Origin of the sequence: Streptomyces sp. 796.1 (assembly GCF_047525675.1) — a bacterium.
Taxonomy (GTDB): domain Bacteria; phylum Actinomycetota; class Actinomycetes; order Streptomycetales; family Streptomycetaceae; genus Streptomyces.
In genome coordinates this window covers 48,065-68,365 of record NZ_JBLIWA010000011.1, presented here as the reverse complement: position 1 = coordinate 68,365, position 20,301 = coordinate 48,065, and the positions used below count along the sequence as shown (strand labels likewise).

At 72.5% G+C, this 20,301-nt stretch carries 19 protein-coding genes and 1 tRNA gene; 10 read left to right on the top strand and 10 right to left on the bottom strand.

The genetic code is table 11. From position 1 onward, the window contains the following. Positions 1 to 272: 272 nt before the first annotated feature. From ACMA1D_RS09925 to ACMA1D_RS09910, 4 genes are all read left to right on the top strand, one after another. Positions 273 to 1,610, top strand: coding sequence for a DNA polymerase III subunit delta' (locus ACMA1D_RS09925; protein ID WP_414723504.1), 1,338 nt, complete (start codon positions 273 to 275; stop codon positions 1,608 to 1,610). Between the two features lie 594 nt (positions 1,611 to 2,204). Continuing rightward, positions 2,205 to 3,752, top strand: a complete 1,548-nt coding sequence (locus ACMA1D_RS09920) for an alpha/beta fold hydrolase (protein WP_414723564.1) — start codon at positions 2,205 to 2,207, stop codon at positions 3,750 to 3,752. Between the two features lie 126 nt (positions 3,753 to 3,878). After that, a tRNA-Thr gene (locus tag ACMA1D_RS09915) sits at positions 3,879 to 3,952 on the top strand. A gap of 280 nt (positions 3,953 to 4,232) precedes the next feature. Beyond that, the gene (locus tag ACMA1D_RS09910) at positions 4,233 to 5,363 is read left to right on the top strand and encodes a DUF5954 family protein (RefSeq protein ID WP_414723503.1); all 1,131 of its coding nucleotides are present in this window, start codon (positions 4,233 to 4,235) and stop codon (positions 5,361 to 5,363) included. 60 nt (positions 5,364 to 5,423) lie between these two features. Here ACMA1D_RS09910 and ACMA1D_RS09905 read toward each other — a convergent pair whose 3' ends face one another. From ACMA1D_RS09905 to ACMA1D_RS09890, 4 genes are all read right to left on the bottom strand, one after another. Continuing rightward, positions 5,424 to 6,161: a hypothetical protein gene (locus tag ACMA1D_RS09905; protein WP_414723502.1), complete on the bottom strand. Its 738-nt coding sequence runs from the start codon at positions 6,159 to 6,161 to the stop codon at positions 5,424 to 5,426. Positions 6,162 to 6,355: 194 nt separating this feature from the next. Next, positions 6,356 to 6,751, bottom strand: a complete 396-nt coding sequence (locus tag ACMA1D_RS09900) for an STAS domain-containing protein (protein WP_414723501.1) — start codon at positions 6,749 to 6,751, stop codon at positions 6,356 to 6,358. Between the two features lie 142 nt (positions 6,752 to 6,893). Then, positions 6,894 to 8,831 (bottom strand): SulP family inorganic anion transporter, encoded by a 1,938-nt coding sequence (locus ACMA1D_RS09895; protein ID WP_414723563.1) that lies wholly within the window; start codon positions 8,829 to 8,831, stop codon positions 6,894 to 6,896. Continuing rightward, positions 8,828 to 9,169: a metalloregulator ArsR/SmtB family transcription factor gene (locus tag ACMA1D_RS09890; RefSeq protein WP_349992122.1), complete on the bottom strand. Its 342-nt coding sequence runs from the start codon at positions 9,167 to 9,169 to the stop codon at positions 8,828 to 8,830. The genes ACMA1D_RS09895 and ACMA1D_RS09890 overlap by 4 nt, the downstream gene beginning before the upstream one ends. A gap of 247 nt (positions 9,170 to 9,416) precedes the next feature. On the opposite strand from ACMA1D_RS09890, the gene ACMA1D_RS09885 reads away from it, so the two are divergent. From ACMA1D_RS09885 to ACMA1D_RS09860, 6 genes are all read left to right on the top strand, one after another. After that, positions 9,417 to 9,776: a zinc ribbon domain-containing protein YjdM gene (locus ACMA1D_RS09885; protein WP_414723500.1), complete on the top strand. Its 360-nt coding sequence runs from the start codon at positions 9,417 to 9,419 to the stop codon at positions 9,774 to 9,776. A gap of 933 nt (positions 9,777 to 10,709) precedes the next feature. Continuing rightward, on the top strand, positions 10,710 to 11,420 hold the full coding sequence (locus tag ACMA1D_RS09880) for a DJ-1/PfpI family protein (protein ID WP_414723499.1): 711 nt from the start codon (positions 10,710 to 10,712) through the stop codon (positions 11,418 to 11,420). Positions 11,421 to 11,623: 203 nt separating this feature from the next. Beyond that, positions 11,624 to 12,091 (top strand): MarR family winged helix-turn-helix transcriptional regulator, encoded by a 468-nt coding sequence (locus ACMA1D_RS09875; RefSeq protein WP_414723498.1) that lies wholly within the window; start codon positions 11,624 to 11,626, stop codon positions 12,089 to 12,091. Beyond that, complete coding sequence (locus tag ACMA1D_RS09870) at positions 12,088 to 12,411, top strand: hypothetical protein (RefSeq protein ID WP_414723497.1); 324 nt, start codon at positions 12,088 to 12,090, stop codon at positions 12,409 to 12,411. The genes ACMA1D_RS09875 and ACMA1D_RS09870 overlap by 4 nt, the downstream gene beginning before the upstream one ends. Beyond that, positions 12,399 to 12,692 carry a hypothetical protein gene (locus ACMA1D_RS09865; protein ID WP_414723496.1) on the top strand — a complete coding sequence of 98 codons (294 nt, stop codon included), beginning with the start codon at positions 12,399 to 12,401 and terminating at the stop codon, positions 12,690 to 12,692. Before ACMA1D_RS09870 ends, ACMA1D_RS09865 begins: the two co-directional genes overlap by 13 nt. A gap of 127 nt (positions 12,693 to 12,819) precedes the next feature. After that, positions 12,820 to 14,328 carry a PLP-dependent aminotransferase family protein gene (locus tag ACMA1D_RS09860; protein ID WP_414723495.1) on the top strand — a complete coding sequence of 503 codons (1,509 nt, stop codon included), beginning with the start codon at positions 12,820 to 12,822 and terminating at the stop codon, positions 14,326 to 14,328. A gap of 7 nt (positions 14,329 to 14,335) precedes the next feature. Here ACMA1D_RS09860 and ACMA1D_RS09855 read toward each other — a convergent pair whose 3' ends face one another. From ACMA1D_RS09855 to ACMA1D_RS09830, 6 genes are all read right to left on the bottom strand, one after another. Continuing rightward, a complete protein-coding gene (locus ACMA1D_RS09855) occupies positions 14,336 to 15,820 on the bottom strand; it encodes a UbiD family decarboxylase domain-containing protein (RefSeq protein WP_414723494.1) in 1,485 nt (494 codons plus the stop codon). Next, complete coding sequence (locus ACMA1D_RS09850) at positions 15,817 to 16,221, bottom strand: chorismate mutase (RefSeq protein ID WP_414723493.1); 405 nt, start codon at positions 16,219 to 16,221, stop codon at positions 15,817 to 15,819. Before ACMA1D_RS09850 ends, ACMA1D_RS09855 begins: the two co-directional genes overlap by 4 nt. Then, on the bottom strand, positions 16,218 to 16,562 hold the full coding sequence (locus ACMA1D_RS09845) for a cupin domain-containing protein (RefSeq protein ID WP_414723492.1): 345 nt from the start codon (positions 16,560 to 16,562) through the stop codon (positions 16,218 to 16,220). Before ACMA1D_RS09845 ends, ACMA1D_RS09850 begins: the two co-directional genes overlap by 4 nt. An 82-nt stretch (positions 16,563 to 16,644) precedes the next feature. Continuing rightward, a complete protein-coding gene (locus ACMA1D_RS09840) occupies positions 16,645 to 17,400 on the bottom strand; it encodes a flavodoxin family protein (RefSeq protein ID WP_414723491.1) in 756 nt (251 codons plus the stop codon). Positions 17,401 to 17,467: 67 nt separating this feature from the next. Continuing rightward, on the bottom strand, positions 17,468 to 18,772 hold the full coding sequence (locus ACMA1D_RS09835; protein WP_414723490.1) for a TrpB-like pyridoxal phosphate-dependent enzyme: 1,305 nt from the start codon (positions 18,770 to 18,772) through the stop codon (positions 17,468 to 17,470). A gap of 277 nt (positions 18,773 to 19,049) precedes the next feature. Further along, a complete protein-coding gene (locus ACMA1D_RS09830; RefSeq protein WP_414723489.1) occupies positions 19,050 to 20,300 on the bottom strand; it encodes an MFS transporter in 1,251 nt (416 codons plus the stop codon). Position 20,301 lies beyond the last annotated feature (1 nt).

The following is a 20,301-nucleotide window of genomic DNA, read 5'->3' as shown; positions in this document are numbered from 1 at the left end:
CCCGCAGGCTGCGGTTGCGAGGCTGCGCCGAGGGGCGGCGGCCACCGGGCGCCGGGTGCGTACGGGATGGGGCGTGCGGCGGTGGAGGACGGCGGAAGTCGGAGCGGAAGAGGGCGTGGGCGCGGTGCGGGAGTTGAGGGAGGAACGACAGTGATACGACGGGATAGGTACGGCGCGTAGCGCGAGCGCGGTACGGAGCGGGTGGCGGGCGAGCCGGCGGCAACGGGCCGGCAGCAGCGGACAACGGGGTACGGCAGGCAGGGAGAGGCGTCATGGCGGTGTGGGACGACCTGGTGGGGCAGGACCGGGTCGCTGAGCAACTCGCTGCCGCCGCGCGCGATGCGGACGTGCTGGTCACGGAGGCGGAGCGGGCGGGGGCCGGCGCTGCGGGCGCCGCTGCTCCGGCGGCTGACGCGACCGGTGCGGGCGAGGCCGGCGAGGCGGTTGCGGACGGGGCGGGCATGGAAGGGGTGGTCGGCGGGGCTGGTGGGGCCGGGGGCGGCCGGCGGCCGTCGGGCGCGAAGATGACGCACGCCTGGCTGTTCACGGGCCCGCCCGGTTCGGGGCGGGCGACGGCGGCCCGCGCGTTCGCGGCGGCCCTCCAGTGCGTCAGCCCGGACCGCGCGCTGGGCGGCGCGCCCGGCTGCGGCTTCTGCGACGGCTGCCACACCGCGCTGATCGGGACGCACGCGGACGTCGAGGTGGTCCGCACCGACCTGCTGAGCATCGGTGTGAAGGAGACCCGCGACCTGGTGCGCCGGGCCCAGCTCGCGCCCGCGGTCGGGCGCTGGCAGGTCATCGTCCTGGAGGACGCCGACCGGCTGACCGAGGGCGCGGGCAACGTGCTGCTGAAGGCCATCGAGGAGCCGGCTCCCCGCACGGTGTGGTTGCTCTGCGCCCCGTCCCTGGAGGACGTGCTGCCGACGATCAGGTCCCGCTGCCGGCACCTCACCCTGCGCACACCGCCGGTGGCCGCCGTCGCCGACGTGCTCGTACGCCGCGACGGCATCGACCCCGACCAGGCGGCAGCCGCCGCCCAGGCCACCCAGGGGCACATCGACCGGGCCCGCCGGCTGGCCACGGACGAGCGGGCCAGGAAGCGGCGCGCGGCGGTCCTGTCGCTGCCCCTGCGGGTCGATGGCATCGGCGGCTGCCTGAAGGCCGCCCAGGAGCTCGTCGACGCGGCGACCGAGGAGGCCAAGCAACTCGCGGAGGAAGTCGACACCAAGGAGACCGAGGAGTTGCGCGCGGCGCTCGGCGCGGCGGCGGGCACCGGCGGCCGGCTGCCCCGCGGCACGGCCGGGGCGATGAAGGAGTTGCAGGACCGCCAGAAGCGCCGCTCGACCCGTACCCAGCGGGACAGCCTGGACCTCGCCCTGACCGACCTCACCGCGTTCTACCGCGACGTGCTGGCGCTCCAGTTCGGTTCCCAGGTGGCCATGGCCAATGCCGACCTCCGCGACGCGTTGGAGCGCATCGCGGAGAACTCCAGACCCGAGGCGACCCTGCGCCGGATAGAAGCGATCACCGCCTGCCGTGGCGCGCTCGACCGCAACGTGGCCCCGCTGCTGGCAGTCGAAGCGATGACGCTGGCCCTGCGCGCGGGCTGAGCGCCCCGACGGCAGGCCGCGCCGCCGCACCCTGCCCGCGGGCCGGCGAATGGCTCGGGCCACGTCCGGGACGAGTACGTCGCGACGACGCGTTCACCCGTACGGCGCCAGCGATGGCAACGCTCCGTACATCCCTCGATACGCTCCGATCTCGACGTGCGGGCGGATTCGCTCGATGCCCGCCGCGTGGGGCCGTGACGAACGACTGAGGGGTCGCCGATGGATACGAGCCGCCTGTTCCGTACCGCCGGGGTGCTGGCCGTCGCCGCGGCCGTGTTGGCCTCGGGGTGTTCGGCGGACGAGTCGTCGACCGCCGAGGGTGCGGCGGCGGCCACCGCGCGGGAGCCGGCGGCGCGGGCGACCGGTTCCGGCGGCGTGGCAGGCGACCGCCCGCGCGGCAGCGGCGCCACCGACGGGCCCGGCAGCCAGGCGCGCGACGGCGCCACGTGGCCACAGGGCGGTGCCCGACCGGCGGCCCCACTGCGCCCGCTGCCCCGTGCGATCCCGGCGAAGCTGGAGCGTTACTACGAGCAGCGACTGCGCTGGCGGCCCTGCCAGGAGCCGGCCGCGGCCGGTGGCCCCGGCCCCGCCGACGTGTCGAACGCGAGGGGATCATCAAAACCGGCCGGATCCGGCGGACCGGCCGGACCGGCCGAAACAGCAGGAGCGCCGGGCGCATCGGGAACACCGGGCGAGTCGGGCGCGCGGAAACCCGCAGGCTCCTCGGCGACACCCCCGGCCGAGCCGAACACGCCAGCCGCTCCAGCCGCCCCCGCCCAACCCGCAGACTTCGAATGCACCACCCTGCTCGTGCCGCTCGACTACGCGCACCCGGACGCGGGCGGCGGCGACGTCCGCCTCAGCGTCTCCCGCAAGCGAGCCACGGACAAGGCCAAGCGGTTGGGATCGCTGCTGGTCAACCCGGGTGGACCGGGCGGTTCGGCGGTCGGCTACCTCCAGGCGTACGCGGCGCTCGGCTACCCCGCACCGGTGCGAGCGCGGTACGACATGGTGGCCGTCGACCCACGCGGCGTGGCCCGCAGCGAACCGGTGACCTGCCTGCCCGGCCGCGACATGGACGCCTACGTACGGGTCGACCAGACCCCGGACGACGCCACGGAACGCCACCGCCTGGTCCGCTCGTACCAGGAACACGCCCGCGGTTGCCAGCGCCGTTCCGGGCGGCTGCTCGGGCACATGTCGACGGTCGAGGCGGCGCGCGACATGGACGTGCTGCGCGCGGCGCTCGGCGACCGCAGGCTGACGTACGTGGGCGCGTCGTACGGCACGTTCCTCGGCGCCACCTACGCCGGGCTGTTCCCGACCCGCGTCGGGCGCCTGGTCCTGGACGGCGCGATGGACCCGACGCTGACCGCCAGGCAGATGAACCTGGACCAGACGGGCGGCTTCGAGACGGCGGTCACGGCGTTCCTGGCGGACTGCGTACGGCGGGCGGGCTGCCCGCTGGGAACCCGCGACCGGGCCACGGCCGTACGCCGCCTCGCCGAACTGTTCCAGCGCATCGACGCCAGGCCGCTGCCCACGCGCGAACGCCGCACGCTGACGGAGTCGCTGGCCACCACCGGGGTGCTCTCGGCGATGTACGACGAGGGCGCCTGGCCCCTGCTGCGCACCGGGCTCGCGGCGGCGGGGAAGGGCGACGGCACGGGGCTGCTGCAACTCGCGGACGCGTACTACGAGCGGTCGGCGGACGGTACGTACAGCAACCTGATGGCCGCGAACCAGGCCGTGAACTGCCTCGACCTACCGCCGTCCTTCCGCCGCCCGGCCGACGTCACAAGGGCACTGCCCGCCTTCGAGAAGGCGTCGCCGCTCTTCGGCGGCGGCCTGGCCTGGGCGGCCCTGAGCTGCACGTACTGGCCGGTGGAGGCGACCGGCGGCCCACACCGCATCGAAGCCGCGGGCGCACCCCCCATCCTGGTCGTCGGCACCACCCGCGACCCCGCCACCCCCTACCGCTGGGCCCGCGCGCTGGCGGCCCAGCTCTCCTCGGGCCACCTGCTGACGTACGAGGGCGACGGCCACACGGCGTACGGACGCGGCAGCACCTGCATCGACACCACGATCAACACGTACCTCCTCACAGGCCACCCACCCACCCCCGCCAAGCGCTGCTCCTAACCCCCTCCACCCCCCACCCACCCCACTGACCTGCGCAAACACCCCAGGAACAACCTCGTACAGAGCACCCCGCGAAACTGTGTAAACTTGGCTCCGCTGTCACCGCCAATCAGGCGCCCACAGCATGCCGCCTTAGCTCAGTTGGCCAGAGCAACGCACTCGTAATGCGTAGGTCTCGGGTTCGAATCCCGAAGGCGGCTCCGTGAAACCCCAGGTCAGAGAAACTTCTGACCTGGGGTTTTGGCGTTGGTGGAGGCGGTGCCGGTGGCGGGCGCGCTCCGGGTGGCTGTCTGCGGTCTCTGTTGTGGTCCTGGGGGGCCTGGGGGCTGCATGGTCGGGGGCGTGAGGGGGCGTGTGAGTGGGGTGTGGGGGTTGTTGCAGTGGGGGGTGGGGGTGTTGGTGGGACGGGGCGCTTGCACGGGAGAGGGGGATTCCTCGGATTGCCGGCGGGGGCGTTGCGGGTTCGGGCACATTGAGTACATGAACGGTTACGAAGACCAGGTGCCCGCCTATCTCACGTTCCGGATCACCGCGCAGGAAGGGCCCGTCGCAGCGCTGGCCAACCAGGAGGCGTGGACGGCGCGGGAGTTGTACCCCGAGCTCATGGGGGTCGGGATGCCCGAGTTCTTCTATGCGAGAGAGTGCGAGACCGGCGGTTGGGAGTTGTGCGAGTTCGGGACCAGCGAGCCGCAGGCGACCAGGGACTCCCTGGGGAGCCACTTCCGGCGGCGGGCCAAGGGGGCTGAGGACGCCGGGGACATGACCGCGCAGGCGGAGTGGATGGCGGCTGCGTTGCGGATGGATCGCGAGGTCGTCGACGAGATCGTGGTGTGCGGGGAGCGGTTCCGCATCGTGCGTGCGTCGAAGTTCATTCGTATGGGCAGGAGCGGGCCCGAGCCGCCGCGCCCCTCCGACCCGGACCCGGGCGAGGTGGGGGAGTCGCACCGGTTGCGGTCGCGTACCAAGGGGTTCGTCGTCGACCCGTACGTCGCGACGGGGATGTCCGACGGGCTGCTGAAGCTGGATCTCGCGCAGTTCATCGGCGCGCCCACGCCCGGGATGCCGCCCGAGATGGGGCGGGACGCCAGGGAGGCGGTGGTGCGGCATCCGGGGGGTGTGCTGCTGCCCGCGGTGTTCATGGTGTCCGAGCGGGTCGGCGGGGTGTGGAAGGCGCAGAACCCCGGGTCGTCGGACGGTACGCCGCAGGGGGCCAGGGACGGGTTGGCGTCGTGGCTGCGGGTGATGGCGCCGTTCACGATGAAGTTGTCCGAGGAGAAGCGGGCGGAGTACGCGCGCGCCGCCGATGTGCTCGATGAGAAGCGCAGCAACAGCGTGTGCGTGGACGGTCGTCGGTTCCGCATCACCCGGGTCGAGCGGCTGATGCGGATCGGCCCCGACGGGCCGGAGGGCCCGCGGCCCAGCGACTTCGAGTCGCAGGTTCCGCTGGAGGTGCAGAACCAGCAGCTCAAGGACCAGGGGCTGTGGAAGGACGAGGACGAGGAAGAGAACACGCCGATCCAACTCGATGAGCGGACCCTTGAGTTGAAGGCGTTGTGGGAGCAGGAAGAGGCCCGCCGGGCGGCGGTCAAGGAGCGTAAGAAACGCGTTTGATCCCTCTTCTCTACCTGCTCTCCACCCACCCGCTCAGCCCCCACCCAGCCCCTCGTCTCCTTACTCCTGAAGCGCGGGCTGTGGTGGGCGTGGTGACAGGGCGGCTTGCGTGACGTCCGTGACGAGTTGGACGACCTCGGCGCCGTACGCCTCGGAGTCGACGACCTTGAGCAACAGGCAGAAGGGTTGCTCACCGTGGACCTGCGCCAGGTCTGCGTGGTGGCGGTTCAAGTAGCGTGCGGCGGCGAAGTTCGCAATGGCGCGTTGGCCGCAGATGAGGAAGATCGGGCGGGCGCCCTCGTGTGCGCGCAGGCGGGCGAGGAGTACGTGTTCCACGTGGCCCGGCTCCATGCGGTACACCTCGCCGCCGACGGTGAACGCGCCGCACTGCGGCCCCGATTCCGTCTCGACGTCCATGGTGAATCCGGGGAGGAGGTTGCGCAGGTGCGCGGCCATGCGGTCGTTCGATATCGGGCCGCCGATGCAGAATTCGGTGATCTGCCCGAGGCCGGTTCCTGGCGCGTCGTGCGGCACGATCTTCGCTTCCGACCTGCACGCCTTGATCAGCATCGAGAGTTCGAGCAGGGCGAAGACGTCCTGCCGTGCGACCGTCCAACTGGCTTGGCCCGCCTTGCCGTTCACGATGAGCAGGCTTTCCTCGCCGGGGCGCAGGCCGAAGAACCGCAGTTTGCTGCGGAAGGCGCGTTTGAGGGTGTACGTGCGCACGAACCAGCCCAGCGCGGCGCTGATCCCCGAAGCCACCAGACCCAGCAGCACGTTGCGCACGTCATCGCTCATACAGGGGATCGTATGGACCGGCGGTGGTTTCGGCACGGGTGCGCCCGGCACGCTGGTCTGGGCACGCCGGGCTGGGTCGGGGCCTGGCGGCCCGCGCTGAGCTGCGGCCCGGGGCTGGGGGAGGGAGCCCCACCCTTGCCGCGACCCCGCCGCCCCGCCCCGCCCGCCGCGCCGACCGTCGTCGCCCCCTACTGCTACTCCCCCTCCCACCCCGCCGTTCGCCACTCCCGGGCCTGTTCGTCTGCGGTGGGGCTGGGGGCGTGGGCGGTGATGGCCGTGGGGAGGTCGGGGTGGACGGGGATGGTGGGGGCATCGGGGTGCGGGACCAGTGAGCCGTCGGCGGGGATGGCGGCGAGGGCCAGGGTGCGGCCGGCCAGGGACAGTTGGTGGGCCGCGGTGACGATGGCCAGTTGGCCCTCCGCCGACCAGCCGCGCAGTTCGGTCAGGTCGACGATGATCGGGCCGGTGCCGCGGGCCAGGGCCCAGCCGATCGCGCCGGTGAAGCGGTGGGCGGCGTGCGGCCCCAGATAGCCGGCGACGGAGAGCAGGCCCAGGTGCCGTTCGCTGCGGTAGCGCCATTCGATGGTCATGCTGTGGTCAGCTCCCTGTCTCTGTGCTGTGTACGGGCCGGGCAGTGCGCGGCATTCTCGCGTACGGATTCGGCGCCGTCACCGGCGCCGGCGGTGTGCCCGGGCGCCGGGGCGGGCGCCGGGTTGACGTTCGCGCCCGGAATTACGGCCGGCAGCCGGGCCCGGCCCCACCGGAAGCACTCCTAGCGGAAGCACCCCCACCGGAAGCACCCCCACCGGAAGTACCCCCACCGGAAGTACCCCCACCGGAAGCACCCCCTCCGGAGGTACCTCCGTCGGCTGCCCCACCCGACCCCGCCCCATCCGCCTTGGCCACCCCGGCGGCCACCCCGTCGATCCCACTCATCCCTTCCCCACCATCGACCCCGGCCGCCCCGTTCGCGCCCTCCGCCGCCCCGGGCAGCACCCCCGTACGGGCCAGCAGCGCACGCGCGCCGCGTACCGCTTCCGGTGTCGTCGCGTACTCGTGGCCGTCGGAGCGAAGGAGCGGGAGGGTGCCGACCGAGGTCAGGACGTGGCGGTGTTCGGGGCGGATTCCGCTGGTGAGGACCGTGACGCCGCGGCGGTTGAGCTTCTCCACCGCGTCCTTGAGCACCAGGGCGCCGGTCGCGTCGATGGTGGTCACCCGGGACATGCGCAAGATCACCACGCGTACGTCGCTGACCTCGCGCAACTCCAGGAGGAAGCGGTGTGCGGCGGCGAAGAACAGGGGGCCGTCCATGCGGTAGGCGACGATGTGCTCCGCGAGCAGTGCGTGTTCCTCGGCGGTGTGGTCGCCGGCGGACAGCGGCACCTCGTCCAGGCGGACCTGGAGGGCTATGGCGCGGAGCGCGAGGACGCCCGCCACGGCCAGGCCGATGATCACCGCGTACACCAGGTCCAGGGCGAGCGTGGCCGTGGCGGTGAGGACGAGGACGAGGGCGTCGGAGCGGGTCGCCCGGGTCATGGCGCGCAGCGAGCCGACCTCGACCATGCGGATCGCGGTGGCCAGCAGGACACCGGCGAGTGCGGCGAGCGGGACGCGGGAGACCAGTGGGGCGGCTGCGAAGACGATGCCGGCGAGTACGGCGGCGTGCGTGAGGGCGGAGAGCCGGGAGGACGCGCCGGCCCGCACGTTGACCGCGGTGCGCGCGATGGCGCCGGTGGCGGGCACGCCGCCGAAGAGCGGTGCGGCGATGTTGGCCAGGCCCTGGCCGAAGAGTTCCCGGTCGGGGTCGTGCTTCTGGCCGACGGTCATGCCGTCGGCGACGGACGCGGACAGCAGCGACTCCAGCGCGGCGAGCGCGGCGACCGCGACCGCCGACGGCAGCAGCGTGCCCAGCGCCCCCAGGTCGAGGAAGCCGAGCGAGGGGGCCGGCAGGCCGGCGGGCAGGTCGCCGATGGGGGGTGCGGCGTCCAGGTGGAACGCCTGCGCGACGAGGGTGGCCGCGATCACCGCGACGATGGAGAACGGGACGGCCGGCCGCCGGTGCGAGCCGACCAGCATCAGCGCGGCCACGCCGACGGCGAGGCCGACGGCGGTCCAGTTCGGCCCGCCGGCGAAGTCCCGGACCGCCCGCCAGGCGACGACCAGCACCTGGTCGCCCTCGGGCTTGTCCACGCCGAGGGCGTTCGGCACCTGTTGCAGGCCGATGACCGCGGCGATGCCCAGCGTGAAGCCCTCGACGACGGGTGCGGGCACGTACCGCATGTACGTACCGGCCCTGGCCAGCGCCAGCCCGACCAGCAGGACGCCGGCGACCAGGCCGACGGTGAGGACGCCGCCGGGGCCGTGTTCGGCGGCGATCGGTACGAGGACGACGGTCATGGCGCCGGTCGGGCCGGACACCTGGAGGTTGGAGCCGCCGAAGACGGCGGCGAGCGCGCCGGCGACCACCGCGGTGGCCAGGCCCGCCTCGGCGCCGAGCCCGGAGGAGACGCCGAAGCCGAGGGCGAGCGGCAGCGCGACGATGGCGACGGTGAGGCCGGCGAGCAGGTCGCGGCGCGGGTTGCGGGTGGCGTCCGCGAGGTCGGCGCGGGTCGGCAGCAGCGCGCCGAGCCGGCCGAGCACGGCTCGTGGGCCGTGGGGTGCCGTGCTCAGCACGGGACCCTCCCGCCGCCCTGCAACTCGGCCAGCAGTGCGTGCTGGCCGGTCAGCAGCTCGGTCAGGATGCGCCGCGCGGCGTGCATGAGCTCGGCGACGTCGCCGCCGGCGAGCGCGTACACCACGGTCGAGCCGTCGCGCCGCGAGCTGACGATGCCCGACCTGCGCAACATCGTGAGCTGCTGGGACAGCGCCGACGGCTCCACTTCGATCGCCGCGAGCAGCTCCCGTACCGGCATCGGGCCGTCTTGCAACAGCTCCAGGACCCGTATCCGTACGGGATGGCCGAGCATGCGGAAGAACTCGGCCTTGGCCTGGTACAGCGGAACCGACACGCGACCCTTCTCTCCGACCCGGGCGCCCGCTGGGGGCGTCGCGTACGTCTAGGCGGTCGTGCCCGGGGGAGCCGCGGCAGCCGCTGGTGCGGGTCGTCGTGGGGCGACCGCCGGGGCGGCTGCCGTGCGGCGACTGCGGGCGATGCCCGTGGGCGGGGCCCGCACACCGGCTGCGGGCACGACCCGCACACCATCTAATGAATTGCAGAATTTCGCAATTGAGATACTCGCCACTTACACTGCCGCGGTGAGCGAGAACCTTCCCCCCTGCCCCGAGTGCGCCAGCGCCTACACCTACGAGATGGGTGCGCTGCTGGTCTGCCCCGAATGCGCCCACGAGTGGTCCGTGACCTCGACCGGCGTGGCCGATGAGGCTTCCGGTGAGCGGGTCGTCAAGGACGCGGTGGGCAATGTGCTCGCCGACGGCGACACGGTCACCGTCGTCAAGACCCTCAAGGTCAAGGGCAGCCCGTCCGGCATCAAGGCCGGTACCAAGGTCCGCAATATCCGGCTGATTGCGGACGGTGTGGATGGCCACGACATCGACTGCAAGGTGGAGGGGTTCGGGCCCATGCAGCTCAAGTCGAGTGTGGTGAAGAAGGCTTGACGGCGGGCGGCTTGAATGGGCTCGGTCTGGCTCTGTCCGGTTCGGTATGAGCGGGCAGGGCTGAATTCCGGCTCGGCTGGCCTATTTCCGGGCTGGCTGGCTGATCTGCGCCGTGGGGGCGTGACGTGATTCCGCGCTGCGGGTCCGCGGCGCGAGTCCGTCGTGCGAGTCCGTCGTGCGAGTCCGCAGTACGGGCTTGCGCCGCGGCGGGTGCGGTGGCTGAACTGCGACCGGCTTCTGCGGGGGCTCGGGAGTTTCCGGCTCGGGTGGCTGCGCGGGGGACGGCGGCTCAGTGGGAGGCTGTGGCGCGGGGGGAGCGCGTCGCGGGGGAGTGGGGCGCGGGGGCCGGGAACGTTTTCACCGCCACGGACATCAATGGCGGTGTGCGGCCGGTGGAGAACGCCTTGGCCACCGCGGAAGCCCTTGTTGCGGCCCTTGATCGGTGACAGAAGTCCGATGGGGGCCTTGTTTCTGATTATGACGTACAGCTGAATGCCTTGATCGGCAATTTGGCTTTCCGAGCTGGGAGGTCCGGGCCGGGAATCCTGAGAGCGTTTTCCCGGGCGGGAGTTGGGGGCGGTTTCGCTTCGCTTTGGGTACGCCGGCCGTGCGCGGGCGCGCTGGTCGGTGCGGGGCTCGGGGCGGTGCGCCGGCGGTCCCGCCGCGCGCCGGGGGTACGCCGTGCATGGGGGCAATGCGCCCCCGCCCACCGCCCCCACCTGCGGAGTTCGCTTTCCCCCCGCCCCTGGCCGCGCCGCCCCGGCCATCCCGCGCCCCCCTCCTCCTGCTCGTCCCCCTCCCTTCGCCCCGGCCGTCCCACCGGCCCGATAAAGAGGCGGGAATCAACTCCCTTCGCATAGCGGCCAATTTGTCGCTATCCGGCTTTCAGTCCGACTGTTAGCTTGACTGTAAGTCTCGTCGGAGAGGATGACCATGACATCCGTACGCCGCAATGTGGAGATTGCCATTCTGGTGTGTCCCGGATATATGCCGGTCGACATCATCGGGTTCCACACCGCCTTCGGACTGCTGCCGGGCGTGAATGTGCATCTCGTGTGGAAGGACCGGGACGAGGTGGTGGGGATGCCGAACTTCCCCACCCGGGCCACGACGACTTTTGCCGAATGCCCGGCCGATCTCGACGTGCTGTACGCGGGAGCCGTACCGGCCGAGGTGTTCGAGGACGCAGAGGTGCTTGAGTTCCTCGCCGATCGGGGGAGTCGGGCGACGTGGGTGGCGGGCGTGTGTGCGGGGGCGCTGTTGATGGGCGCGGCCGGACTGCTACGGGGCTACCGTGCCACGACCAATTTCCAGATGCGCGACAACCTCGCCTCGTACGGCGCGATACCGGCGCACGGGAACGTCGTCGAGGACCGGAATCGGATCACCTCGGGCCCGGCGACCGGAAGTTTCGAGATCGGGCTGCGCCTGATCCAGGCGCTCTTCGGCGACGACGCCGCACGGGAGATGGAGTTGCTGGTGGAGTACGCGCCGCAGCCCCTCTTCGGCGTCGGAACCCCCGAACTCGCAGGACCCGAACTCACCGACCGGGTAAGGGCGATAGCGCCCGAAGAGCGGGTGCCGTACGACGAGGTGGCGGAGCGGGCGGCGAGGCGGCTCGGCATACGCGCCGAATCCGCCTGATCGACATGGCCGGCCTGACCGGCCGAGCCGGTGCAAGAGGCCCAGCCGATGCAGCCGGCCCCACCGGTCTCATCGGCTGGATCCGGCTGATTCGGCTGAGCCCGTCGATCCGGCTAATCCGGCTATTCCGTACGTGATGGCCCCTTGGCTGCAAGACTGGTGGGGAATTCCAGCCGTCCTGCACGCCATCAAGGAGAGCCGCAGTGAACACAGCGCCCGAGATGCCGTGGTCGACGGTGATGCTGTTGATCAGCGCTGGACACCACCTGCAACGCCAGATCGAATCCGACCTCGCCGACATCGGCCTGTCCTTACGCCAGTTGGGCGCGCTCGGCCACATAGCGGGCAACCCCGAACTCTCCTACAGCGACCTGGCCCGCCGCGCCGGAATCACCACCCAGAGCATGCGCGCCACCATTCTCATGCTGGAGGAACAGGGCGCCGTTCGCTGTGACCTCGCCGGTCAGGGCCGCCGCGCCCACCTCGAACTCACCCAGGACGGCGAGCGCCTCCTCGCCGAGGCCCGCCGCATGATCTCGCTGCGCGACCGCACCTTCGCCGAGGGCCTCGAAGCCGAGGAGGAGGCGGCTTTGCACGCCGCCCTGCACCGGGGGTGCAGGACCCGGCGGGAGCGGGGGGTTCGTGGGTGGGGTGAGGGGGACGCACGATGAGCGAGGTGGGGACGCCCGGCGGGCAGCAGGACGGCACCTTCACTCTGTCGCGTACGGGGTCGGGTGCGTACTTCGCGCGTACGGCGCAGTCCTATTCCTGGTCCGGCACGGTGGGTGCCTGGGGCGCCGTCGAGTTGCTGTACCCGACGGAGCGCAGCGTGGGGGCTAGCGGGGTGAGCGTGCGGGCCACGGTGGCAGGACCGCAGCTGGCGGAGTGCTCGTACTTCGGACTGCTGTACGGTGGCCGCCCCTCGCTGACCGACGGCGAACTGTGGGTAGCGGGCGGCCTCGCAACCTGTCGCGGCGGGTGTGGGGGCTGACCCGGCGCTCCCGGGCCTTGCGGATCGAGGTGTTGGGGCGCGACTACGTGTACGTCGAACTCGGCCGCAGGCGCCGCCACGAGCTGCGCCGGGACGGGGCGCGGGTGCGGATGACGCGGTCGAGTTGGCACCTTCCGAAGTCCGTCGGCGGCACTTGGCACGGTCCGGTGGACGCGGTGGACATCGGTCTTGCGATCCTGTTCGAGGCCGTCAACACCCGCAGTCTGTCGGGGTGGGGTGCGGTGGCCTCCGGCCCAGGGCGCTTGCTGAGCAGGGTCTAGTAGGCGGGGGAAGCGTAGTGCTGTCGACGGCGGACCCCGGCCCGGCACACACCCCCGTGACACACTCGACCCCCACCCCGGGGCCCGTCCGGGGCCGCTCCGTGGGTGGTGGGGGCTGGGGGAGGCCGTGGGTTCTTCTGCGTTGTTGATCGTGTTGGAGCGGGGGAGCGGTGTCCCCTTGCAGCAGCAGGTGTGCGATCAGGTCACCGCGCTGGTGCGGGCGGGGCAGTTGCGGCCGGGGGACGGGGTGCCGGCCTCGCGGGAGTTGGCCGCGCAGCTCGACGTGTCGCGGACCGTGATCACCCGGGCGTACGAACTGCTGCGGGCGCGTGGGGTGTTGACCGCGCGGCGTGGTTCGGGCACGCGGGTGGCGGCGCGGGCGGACCAGGTGGCGGACGGGGCGGGTGGGAAGCCCGTCGCACTGCCGGTCCTCGCGCCGCAGCCGCCGCGGGACACCGACGGCACCGACGCGCTGTGGCAGCCGTGGGAGCCGCCGCCCGCCGGGCGGGCCGGAACCGCGTTGGACTTCCGGCACGGGACGCCCGCCCTCGCGGCGTTCCCGGTGGCCCGCTGGCGGCAGTCGCTGCACGACGCGTACGGGCGCGCGGACGTGGACGCGCTCGGGTACGGGCCGGCCGAGGGGGCGCCCGCGCTGCGGCGGGAGATCGCAGCCCTGGTGCGGCGCAGCCGGGCGCTGGACGCCTCGCCGGACCGGGTGGTGGTGACCGGCGGCGCCACCCAGGCCCTGGACATCCTGGTGCGGGCGCTGGTCGCGCCCGGTGACGTGGTGGTCATCGAGGACCCGAGCCACACCGTGTTGCGGCAGGTCTTCGGCTGTTCGGCCGCCTCCGTGGTGCCGGTGCCGGTGGACGGCGAGGGACTGCGGGTGGCCGACATCGACGGCTGCGTGCGGGCCAGGGGGCTCGATCCGGGGCGGGTGAAGCTGGTGTACGTGACGCCGTCGCACCAGTTCCCGACCGGCGTCATCCTCTCCGAAGGGCGCCGCCGCGCGCTGCTGGCCTGGGCGTACGCGCACGGGGCGACGGTGCTTGAGGACGACTACCACAACGAGTTCACCTTCTCCGCGGAGCGGCTGCCCGCGCTCGCCGCCGAGCGGCACCGGGACACCGTGGTGTACGTGGGCAGCTTCAGCAAGACGCTCTTCCCCGCGCTGCGCATCGGGTACGCGGTGCTGCCGGCGCACCTGGTGCGGCCCTTCCTCGGCATCAAGTGGATCACCGACCGGCTGACGCCGACGGTCGCCCAGGAGGCGCTGGCCGACTTCATCGCCACCGGCGCGTACGCCCGCCACATCAGCCGCATGACGCGGCTGTACCGGCAGCGCAGGGGGCGCCTCCTGGAGGCGCTGTACGAGCACTTCGGGGCCGAGGTGCGGATCTCGGGGGAGGCGGCGGGGCTGCACGTCCTGGTCTCCCTGCTCGGTGCGTGCGGGGTGTCGGAGGAGGAGATCGTGCGCCGCGCCGCCGCCCGCGGCGTACGGATATACCCCGCCTCCGGATATTTCGTCCAGGGCCCGCCGGCCGAGCCGACGTTCCTGATGGGGTACGCGGCGCTGTCCGTCGCCCGGATCACCGAGGGGGTGGCGCTGCTGGCCGCGGCGGTGCGGGAGGGGTGAGGGGTGGTTACCGGGTGGGTCGGGTGCTGGGGGTGGGCGGCGGTTGTCGGGGCGGGTGGGGCGCGGGCGGGTGGGTGAAGTGGGGGCGGCGGAAGCGGGGGCGGTGGGCGTGCGGGATCGTGCAGTCGAAGTGGGTCTTGGCGGTGTGGCCTTCGGCGGAGAGGGCGGCGGAGTAGGCGGGGGACTGGGTCGGGTCGAGCGGGAAGCCGGGGCGGTCGGGCAGCACCGTGATGTCCTGGTCGGCCTGGAGCCTGGTGGTCATCGCCCACCACAGGTCCGCGTCCGACTCCAGGTCGACGTCGTCGTCGACCGAGACCACCAGCTTGGCCATCCGGAACTCTTCGAGCACCGCGAGCGCGGCCGGCTGGATCGCCGCGTCGTCCGCGGCCGTGCGGTCCGAGCGCCACTGGAGCACCACCATGAGCTGGCCGCCGCCTGCCGTGTGGCAGTGCACGCCCGCGATCGGCGCGCCCCGGTCGCGCAGCCGGGCCAGGACCGCGGCTTCCATGCCGTACCCGAGGAGGATCGACTGTTCGTGCCCGGGGCCCGAGCAGGTCTGGAGGATGGCGCCGTCGCGGGCGGTGATGCCGGTGATCCGTACGGTCGGCAGGGCGGGGTGGGCCCGCCCCTGGTAGCCGAGGAACTCCGGGGTCGCCGCCGGGCCGCGCGGGTTCTCCGGGACCGGCTCCGGCCGCAACTCGCCCTCCAGGACGTACTCGGCGTGCGCGATGCACTCCGCGTCCACGGTCAGGCAGTCGGCGAGCTCGACGGGCGCGCCGGCGAGGCCACCGGCCACCGCCAACTCGTCCGTGCCGCGCGGCACCAGCGAGGTCGGGCAGCAGGAGGCGAGCAGTACGGCGGGGGCCAGGCCCAGGTGGATGGCGACCGGCAGCGGCCGGCCGGCGCGCTGGGCCGCCTGGTGGGCGGCTTCCAGGTCGCGGCCCGGCACCATCCACAGGGTGAGCAGGTCGGGCCCCTGGACGCACATCCGGTGGATGGAGAGGTTGCGCACCCCCGTCTCGGGGTCGGTGGCGAGCACCGCGCCGAGGGTCAGGTACGGTCCCGCGTCCTCGTCGGTGAGGACCGGGAAGGGCAGTGCGGTCAGGTCGGGGGCGAGCCGGATGCGGCGCGGGGCGGCCGGGCCCGACGGGGGCGCGGGGACCGGCGGTACGGGCGCCGCCACCGCTTCCAGCAGGCGGTACGGGAGTTTGGCCGGGGTGGTGTCGAGGAGGGCCGCGGCGCGTTCGCGGGTGCCGTAGAGGCCGATGAGGACGGCTCGCGGCGGCTGGCCGGCGGCGGGTGGGGTGACGCGTTCGAAGAGGATGGCGGGGCCGGGGCCGGTGGGCGGCGGGGCCGGGGTGCCGGCCCACCGGGCGTACCGGGAGGAGACCCCGAACGCGGCCGGGACCTCCTCCCGCTCCCGTACCAACTGGCCGGGCCGTGCGTCCAGCCCGGCCAGTGCGGTGCGGAGGTCCGCGAGGCGGCTCCTCACGCCGCGCCCTCCCGGGCGGGTTGCGCGGTGCCCGCGGCCTCGGCGGCGGGTCCGGTGCCGGCGGGCTCGATGCCAGCGGGTTCGGCGTCCGGTTCCGGGCCGAGGAGGCCCGCGGCCTTCCGCTCGGCGAGCCGGACGAGTTGGAGCTCGGTCAGCTCGTGGATGAGGGCGCGGTACGTGCCTTCGGCGACGCCGGGCGGCATGCCGTGCTCCGTCGCGATCCGCCGCACCTTGTCGATCACCTGCTCCACCCGGCCGGGGGAGCGGACGGTCGCCTCGTCGCGCTTGTGCTCGGTCAGCTCCATGACGATGGCCGTGCGCTGCGCGAGCAACTCGATGATCTGCCGGTCGAGCCCGTCGATGGAGCCGCGCAGGGCCTCGATGCGTTCCATGCCGGTCATGCCGCGGGCACCTCGTCGATCACGTACACGACGGTGGGTTCGTCGTTGGAGCCCTGCGAGCGGTGGCGTTCGTCGCCCGGGATGATGAAGCCCATGCCGGGGCGGCAGGCGACGGAGCGGTTGTCGAAGTGGATGGTGAACTCGCCCTGGAGCACGTAGCCCTGGTGTCCGCGCTCACACCATTCGTGTTCGTCGAATCCGGCCGGCAGCTCCATCAGCCGGACCCGCAGCCCACCGGTGTAGGCGATCTTCACGCGCCCGTCGGCGCCGGGCTTGTGCCACTTCTCCCAGGGGATCTGGTCGAAGTCGATGCCGACGAGGGTGGCGGGTGTGGTCGTCATGTCTGACACGCTCCTGGGTTGCTCGGTGGGTTGTTCAGTGGGTTGCTCTGTGAGTGGGTGGGCTGGCGGGGTGTTGGGTTGCTCAGTGGATTGCCCGGTGGGTGGGTTGCCGGGTGGGTGTGGGTTGCTCGCCCCGCACCGGCTGCTGCTCGATCTGCGCGGCGCCCTGCCTCCCGCGCGTGCCGCGTTCGACCCGTTCGTTGCGGTCGTCCAGCGGGAGGATCGGGCTGCCGCCGGCGGCGCGGGCGGCGCGCAGCAGCAGCGCCATGTCGATCATGCGGTGGGCCATCCGCTCCAGCGCGTCCAGCCCCTCGGCGTCGTTGAGCCCGGGCTCGCGCGAGGTGTTGCGCAGCAGCGCCGGGAACCCGCTGCCGACCAGGATCATGCGGTTGAGCAGCAGGTTGTCGACGAGTTGGTTGTGTACGGAGGCGTCGCTGTAGCGGCGTCCTGTGACGATGATGCCGCCGACCTTGTTGGCGAGCGGGCGGTCGAAGCGCAGGAAGCCGACGCCGGCCCGTTCGATGAAGATCTGCATCAGGTGGGCGAGGCCGAAGCCGTGGACGGGGACGGCGTAGATGATGCCGTCGGCCTGGCGCATCTTCTCCACGATGCCGGGCATGTCGTCCGCGAGCGCGCACGGCGTGGGCCGGCTGTTGCAGTCGCCGCACGGGCTGCACGGCGAGATGCGGTGGTCCCGCAGGTAGACGGTGTGGAATGCGGCGCCGCGGCTCCGTACCAGGTCACCCGCGTACGCGAGTGCCAGATCGGTGTTGCCGCCGGCCCGCTCTGACCCCGAGATGCCGAGGATGACCGGTCGTGCTCCCCCTACTCCGTGCATGACGAACCCCCCTTGAATCACAGGCTGTTCCGGGGCCGACCGGGTGGCCAGCCCCGTCGTGCGCCGATCAGTCGGTGAGCTTCCCTGCGAAGTAGTCGATGTACGCCTGCATGTCGAAGTGGCCGTGGCCGGAGAGGGAGAACAGGATGCTCTTCGCCTCGCCGGACTCCTTGCAGGCCAGCGCCTCGTCGATGGCGACGCGTACGGCGTGTGTGGACTCCGGCGCCGGCACGATGCCCTCGTGCCGGGCGAAGGTCACCCCGGCCTCGAAACAGGCGGTCTGCGGGATGGCCCGGGCCTGGAGGTAGTCGAGTTCCTTCAGGGCGCTGATGATCGGCGACATGCCGTGGTAGCGGAGGCCGCCGGCGTGGATGCTGGGCGGTACGAAGTCGTGCCCGAGGGTGTGCATCCGGGTCAGCGGCGTCATGCCCGCGGTGTCGCCGAAGTCGTAGTCGTAGCTGCCCTGGGTGAGGGTCGGGCAGGAGGCGGGTTCGACGGCGATGGCCTGCACGGCGCGCCCGCCGCGCAACTGCTCGCCGATGAAGGGCAGCGCGAGCCCGCCGAAGTTCGAGCCGCCGCCGGCCGCGCCGATGACCACGTCCGGGTAGTCCTCGGCCAGCTCCATCTGGAGCTGCGCCTCCTGGCCGATGATCGTCTGGTGCAGCAGTACGTGGTTGAGCACCGAGCCCAGCGCGTACTTGGCGCTGCCGCCGCTGGCCACCGCGGCCTCCACCGCCTCCGAGATGGCCAGGCCCAGGCTGCCGGGGGAGTCCGGGTCGGCGGCGAGCGCGGCCCGGCCGGCCTCGGTCAGGGTGCTGGGGCTGGCCGTGACGCTGGCGCCGAAGGTCTCCATCAGGCCGCGCCGGTAGGGCTTCTGCTGGTAGCTGACCTTGACCATGTAGACCTCGCAGACGAGGTCGAAGTACTGGCAGGCCAGGGCGAGCGAGCTGCCCCACTGGCCGGCGCCGGTCTCGGTGGTGAGCCGCTGCACGCCGGCCCGCTTGTTGTAGTACGCCTGCGGGACGGCGGTGTTGGGCTTGTGGCTGCCGGCCGGGCTGACGCCCTCGTTCTTGAAGTAGATGCGGGCCGGGGTGTCCAGCGCGCGCTCCAGGCGGCGGGCCCGCACCAGCGGGCTCGGCCGCCACTGGCGGTACACGTCGAGCACCGCGCCGGGGATGTCCACGGTGGCGTCGGTGGTGAGCTCCTGGGCGATGAGCTCGGGCGGGAACAGCGGCTCCAGATCGGCCGCGGTGATCGGCTCCCGCGTTCCCGGGTGCAGCATCGGGTCCAGCGGCTTCGGCAGGTCGGCGACGATGTTGTACCAGGTGGTGGGCGTGCGGTCCTCGGACAGCAGGAACTTCGTCTGGTTCATGAGCACTTTCCTGTGAGTGGGTGGGGCGGATCGTGCGGATGGTGCGGATCGTTCGGGTGGGGCGGCTTGGGTGGTGCGGGGCGTACGGGTGGTGCTGGTCGCACCTGGGTGGTGCGGGGCGTACGGGCTGTGCGGGTGGTTCCGGTGGGCCCCGTCGGCAGCACTTGCCGTGCTGCCGACGGGGCGCCCCGCGCGAGGGCACGGGTGGGGACGGAGGCCGGGGCCGCGCTCCCGCGTCGTACCGTCGTGCGCGTGTGATGGTGCGGCCGTGGAGCGGTCAGGTGCCGGGACTCAGGGCGTCGCTCACCTGTGTGGGTGACGTGGGCGGGGTGGGCGGCTTCGGTGGCGTGTCTGCCGTCGGCCGCGGCCTGATCCGCAGCAGCGCGTACCCGACCATGCCGACCAGCGGCGTGACCAGCAGCACCGTGAAGACGGGCTCGTGGCCGTGGGCGGACCACAGGGCGCCGAGGCCGGCGGGGACGGCGAGTCGGGCGAGGCCGAGGACGAAGCCGTTGAGCGCCATGAAGCCGCCCACCCGGTCCTCGCTCACGTGGTCCGCGATGTAGGTGGGCACCACGACCGAGACGATGATCTCGCCGAGCGTCCACACCGCTGTGGACAACAAGATGGCCGGCAGCGAGAACGCGAAGACGATCACCGCGAGCCCCGCCGCCCACAGCGCCCCGGCCACCTGGAGCAGCAGCTTGGTGCCGTACCCGCCGAGCTGTTTCTCCAGCACGAGCCCGAGGCTGACCACGACCACGCTGTTGATCGTGTACACGATGCCGACCATGCTCGCCGAGTCGTCCAGCACGGTCGTCACGGCCAGCGGCAGCGCGTACTCCAGGCCGATCAGCGGCACCACGTAGCAGAACGAGATCAGTACGAGCAGCAGCACGTGGCCGTGGCCCAGCGGCCCGGTGGAGCGGCCGGCGGTGCGGCCCGCGCCGCCCTCCCTGCGGTCCCGCGGCACCCAGATCGCGATCATCGCGGCGCAGGCGAGGCCGGCCGCGATGTTGCCGGCGAACATCACGGAGTACGAGTACGCCGCGGCGACACCGCCGAGCAGCGGCCCGACACCCATGCCCAGGTTGTTGCCGACGTAGCTGATCGTGTAGGCGAAGGGGCGCTGTTCGGGCGTGGTCAGGTCGGCGACCAGGGTGTTGGACGCCGGGTTGAACATGCCCATCCCGACCAGCGCCACGAACAGCAGCCCCGCGTACGTCCACGGCGGCCCGTCGAGGACGGCCAGCCCCAGGTAGCCGGCCGCGTTCAGCAGCAGCGCGGCCAGCAGTGCGGTGCGCCGCCCGCGCCGGTCGCACACCGGGCCGCTGAGCAGGCTGCCGACCAGGAGTCCGGTGCTGCCCACCGAGATGAGCAGGCCGGCCTCGCCGGGCCCGAGCCCCTTGCCGCGCACCAGGTAGAGCGCGAGCAGCGGGAAGACGAACATGCCGGCCCGGTTGACGAAGGAGGCCAGGAACAACACCCGCAGTGCGAGCGGGAGTTCCTTGAACCGCGTCCACCACATG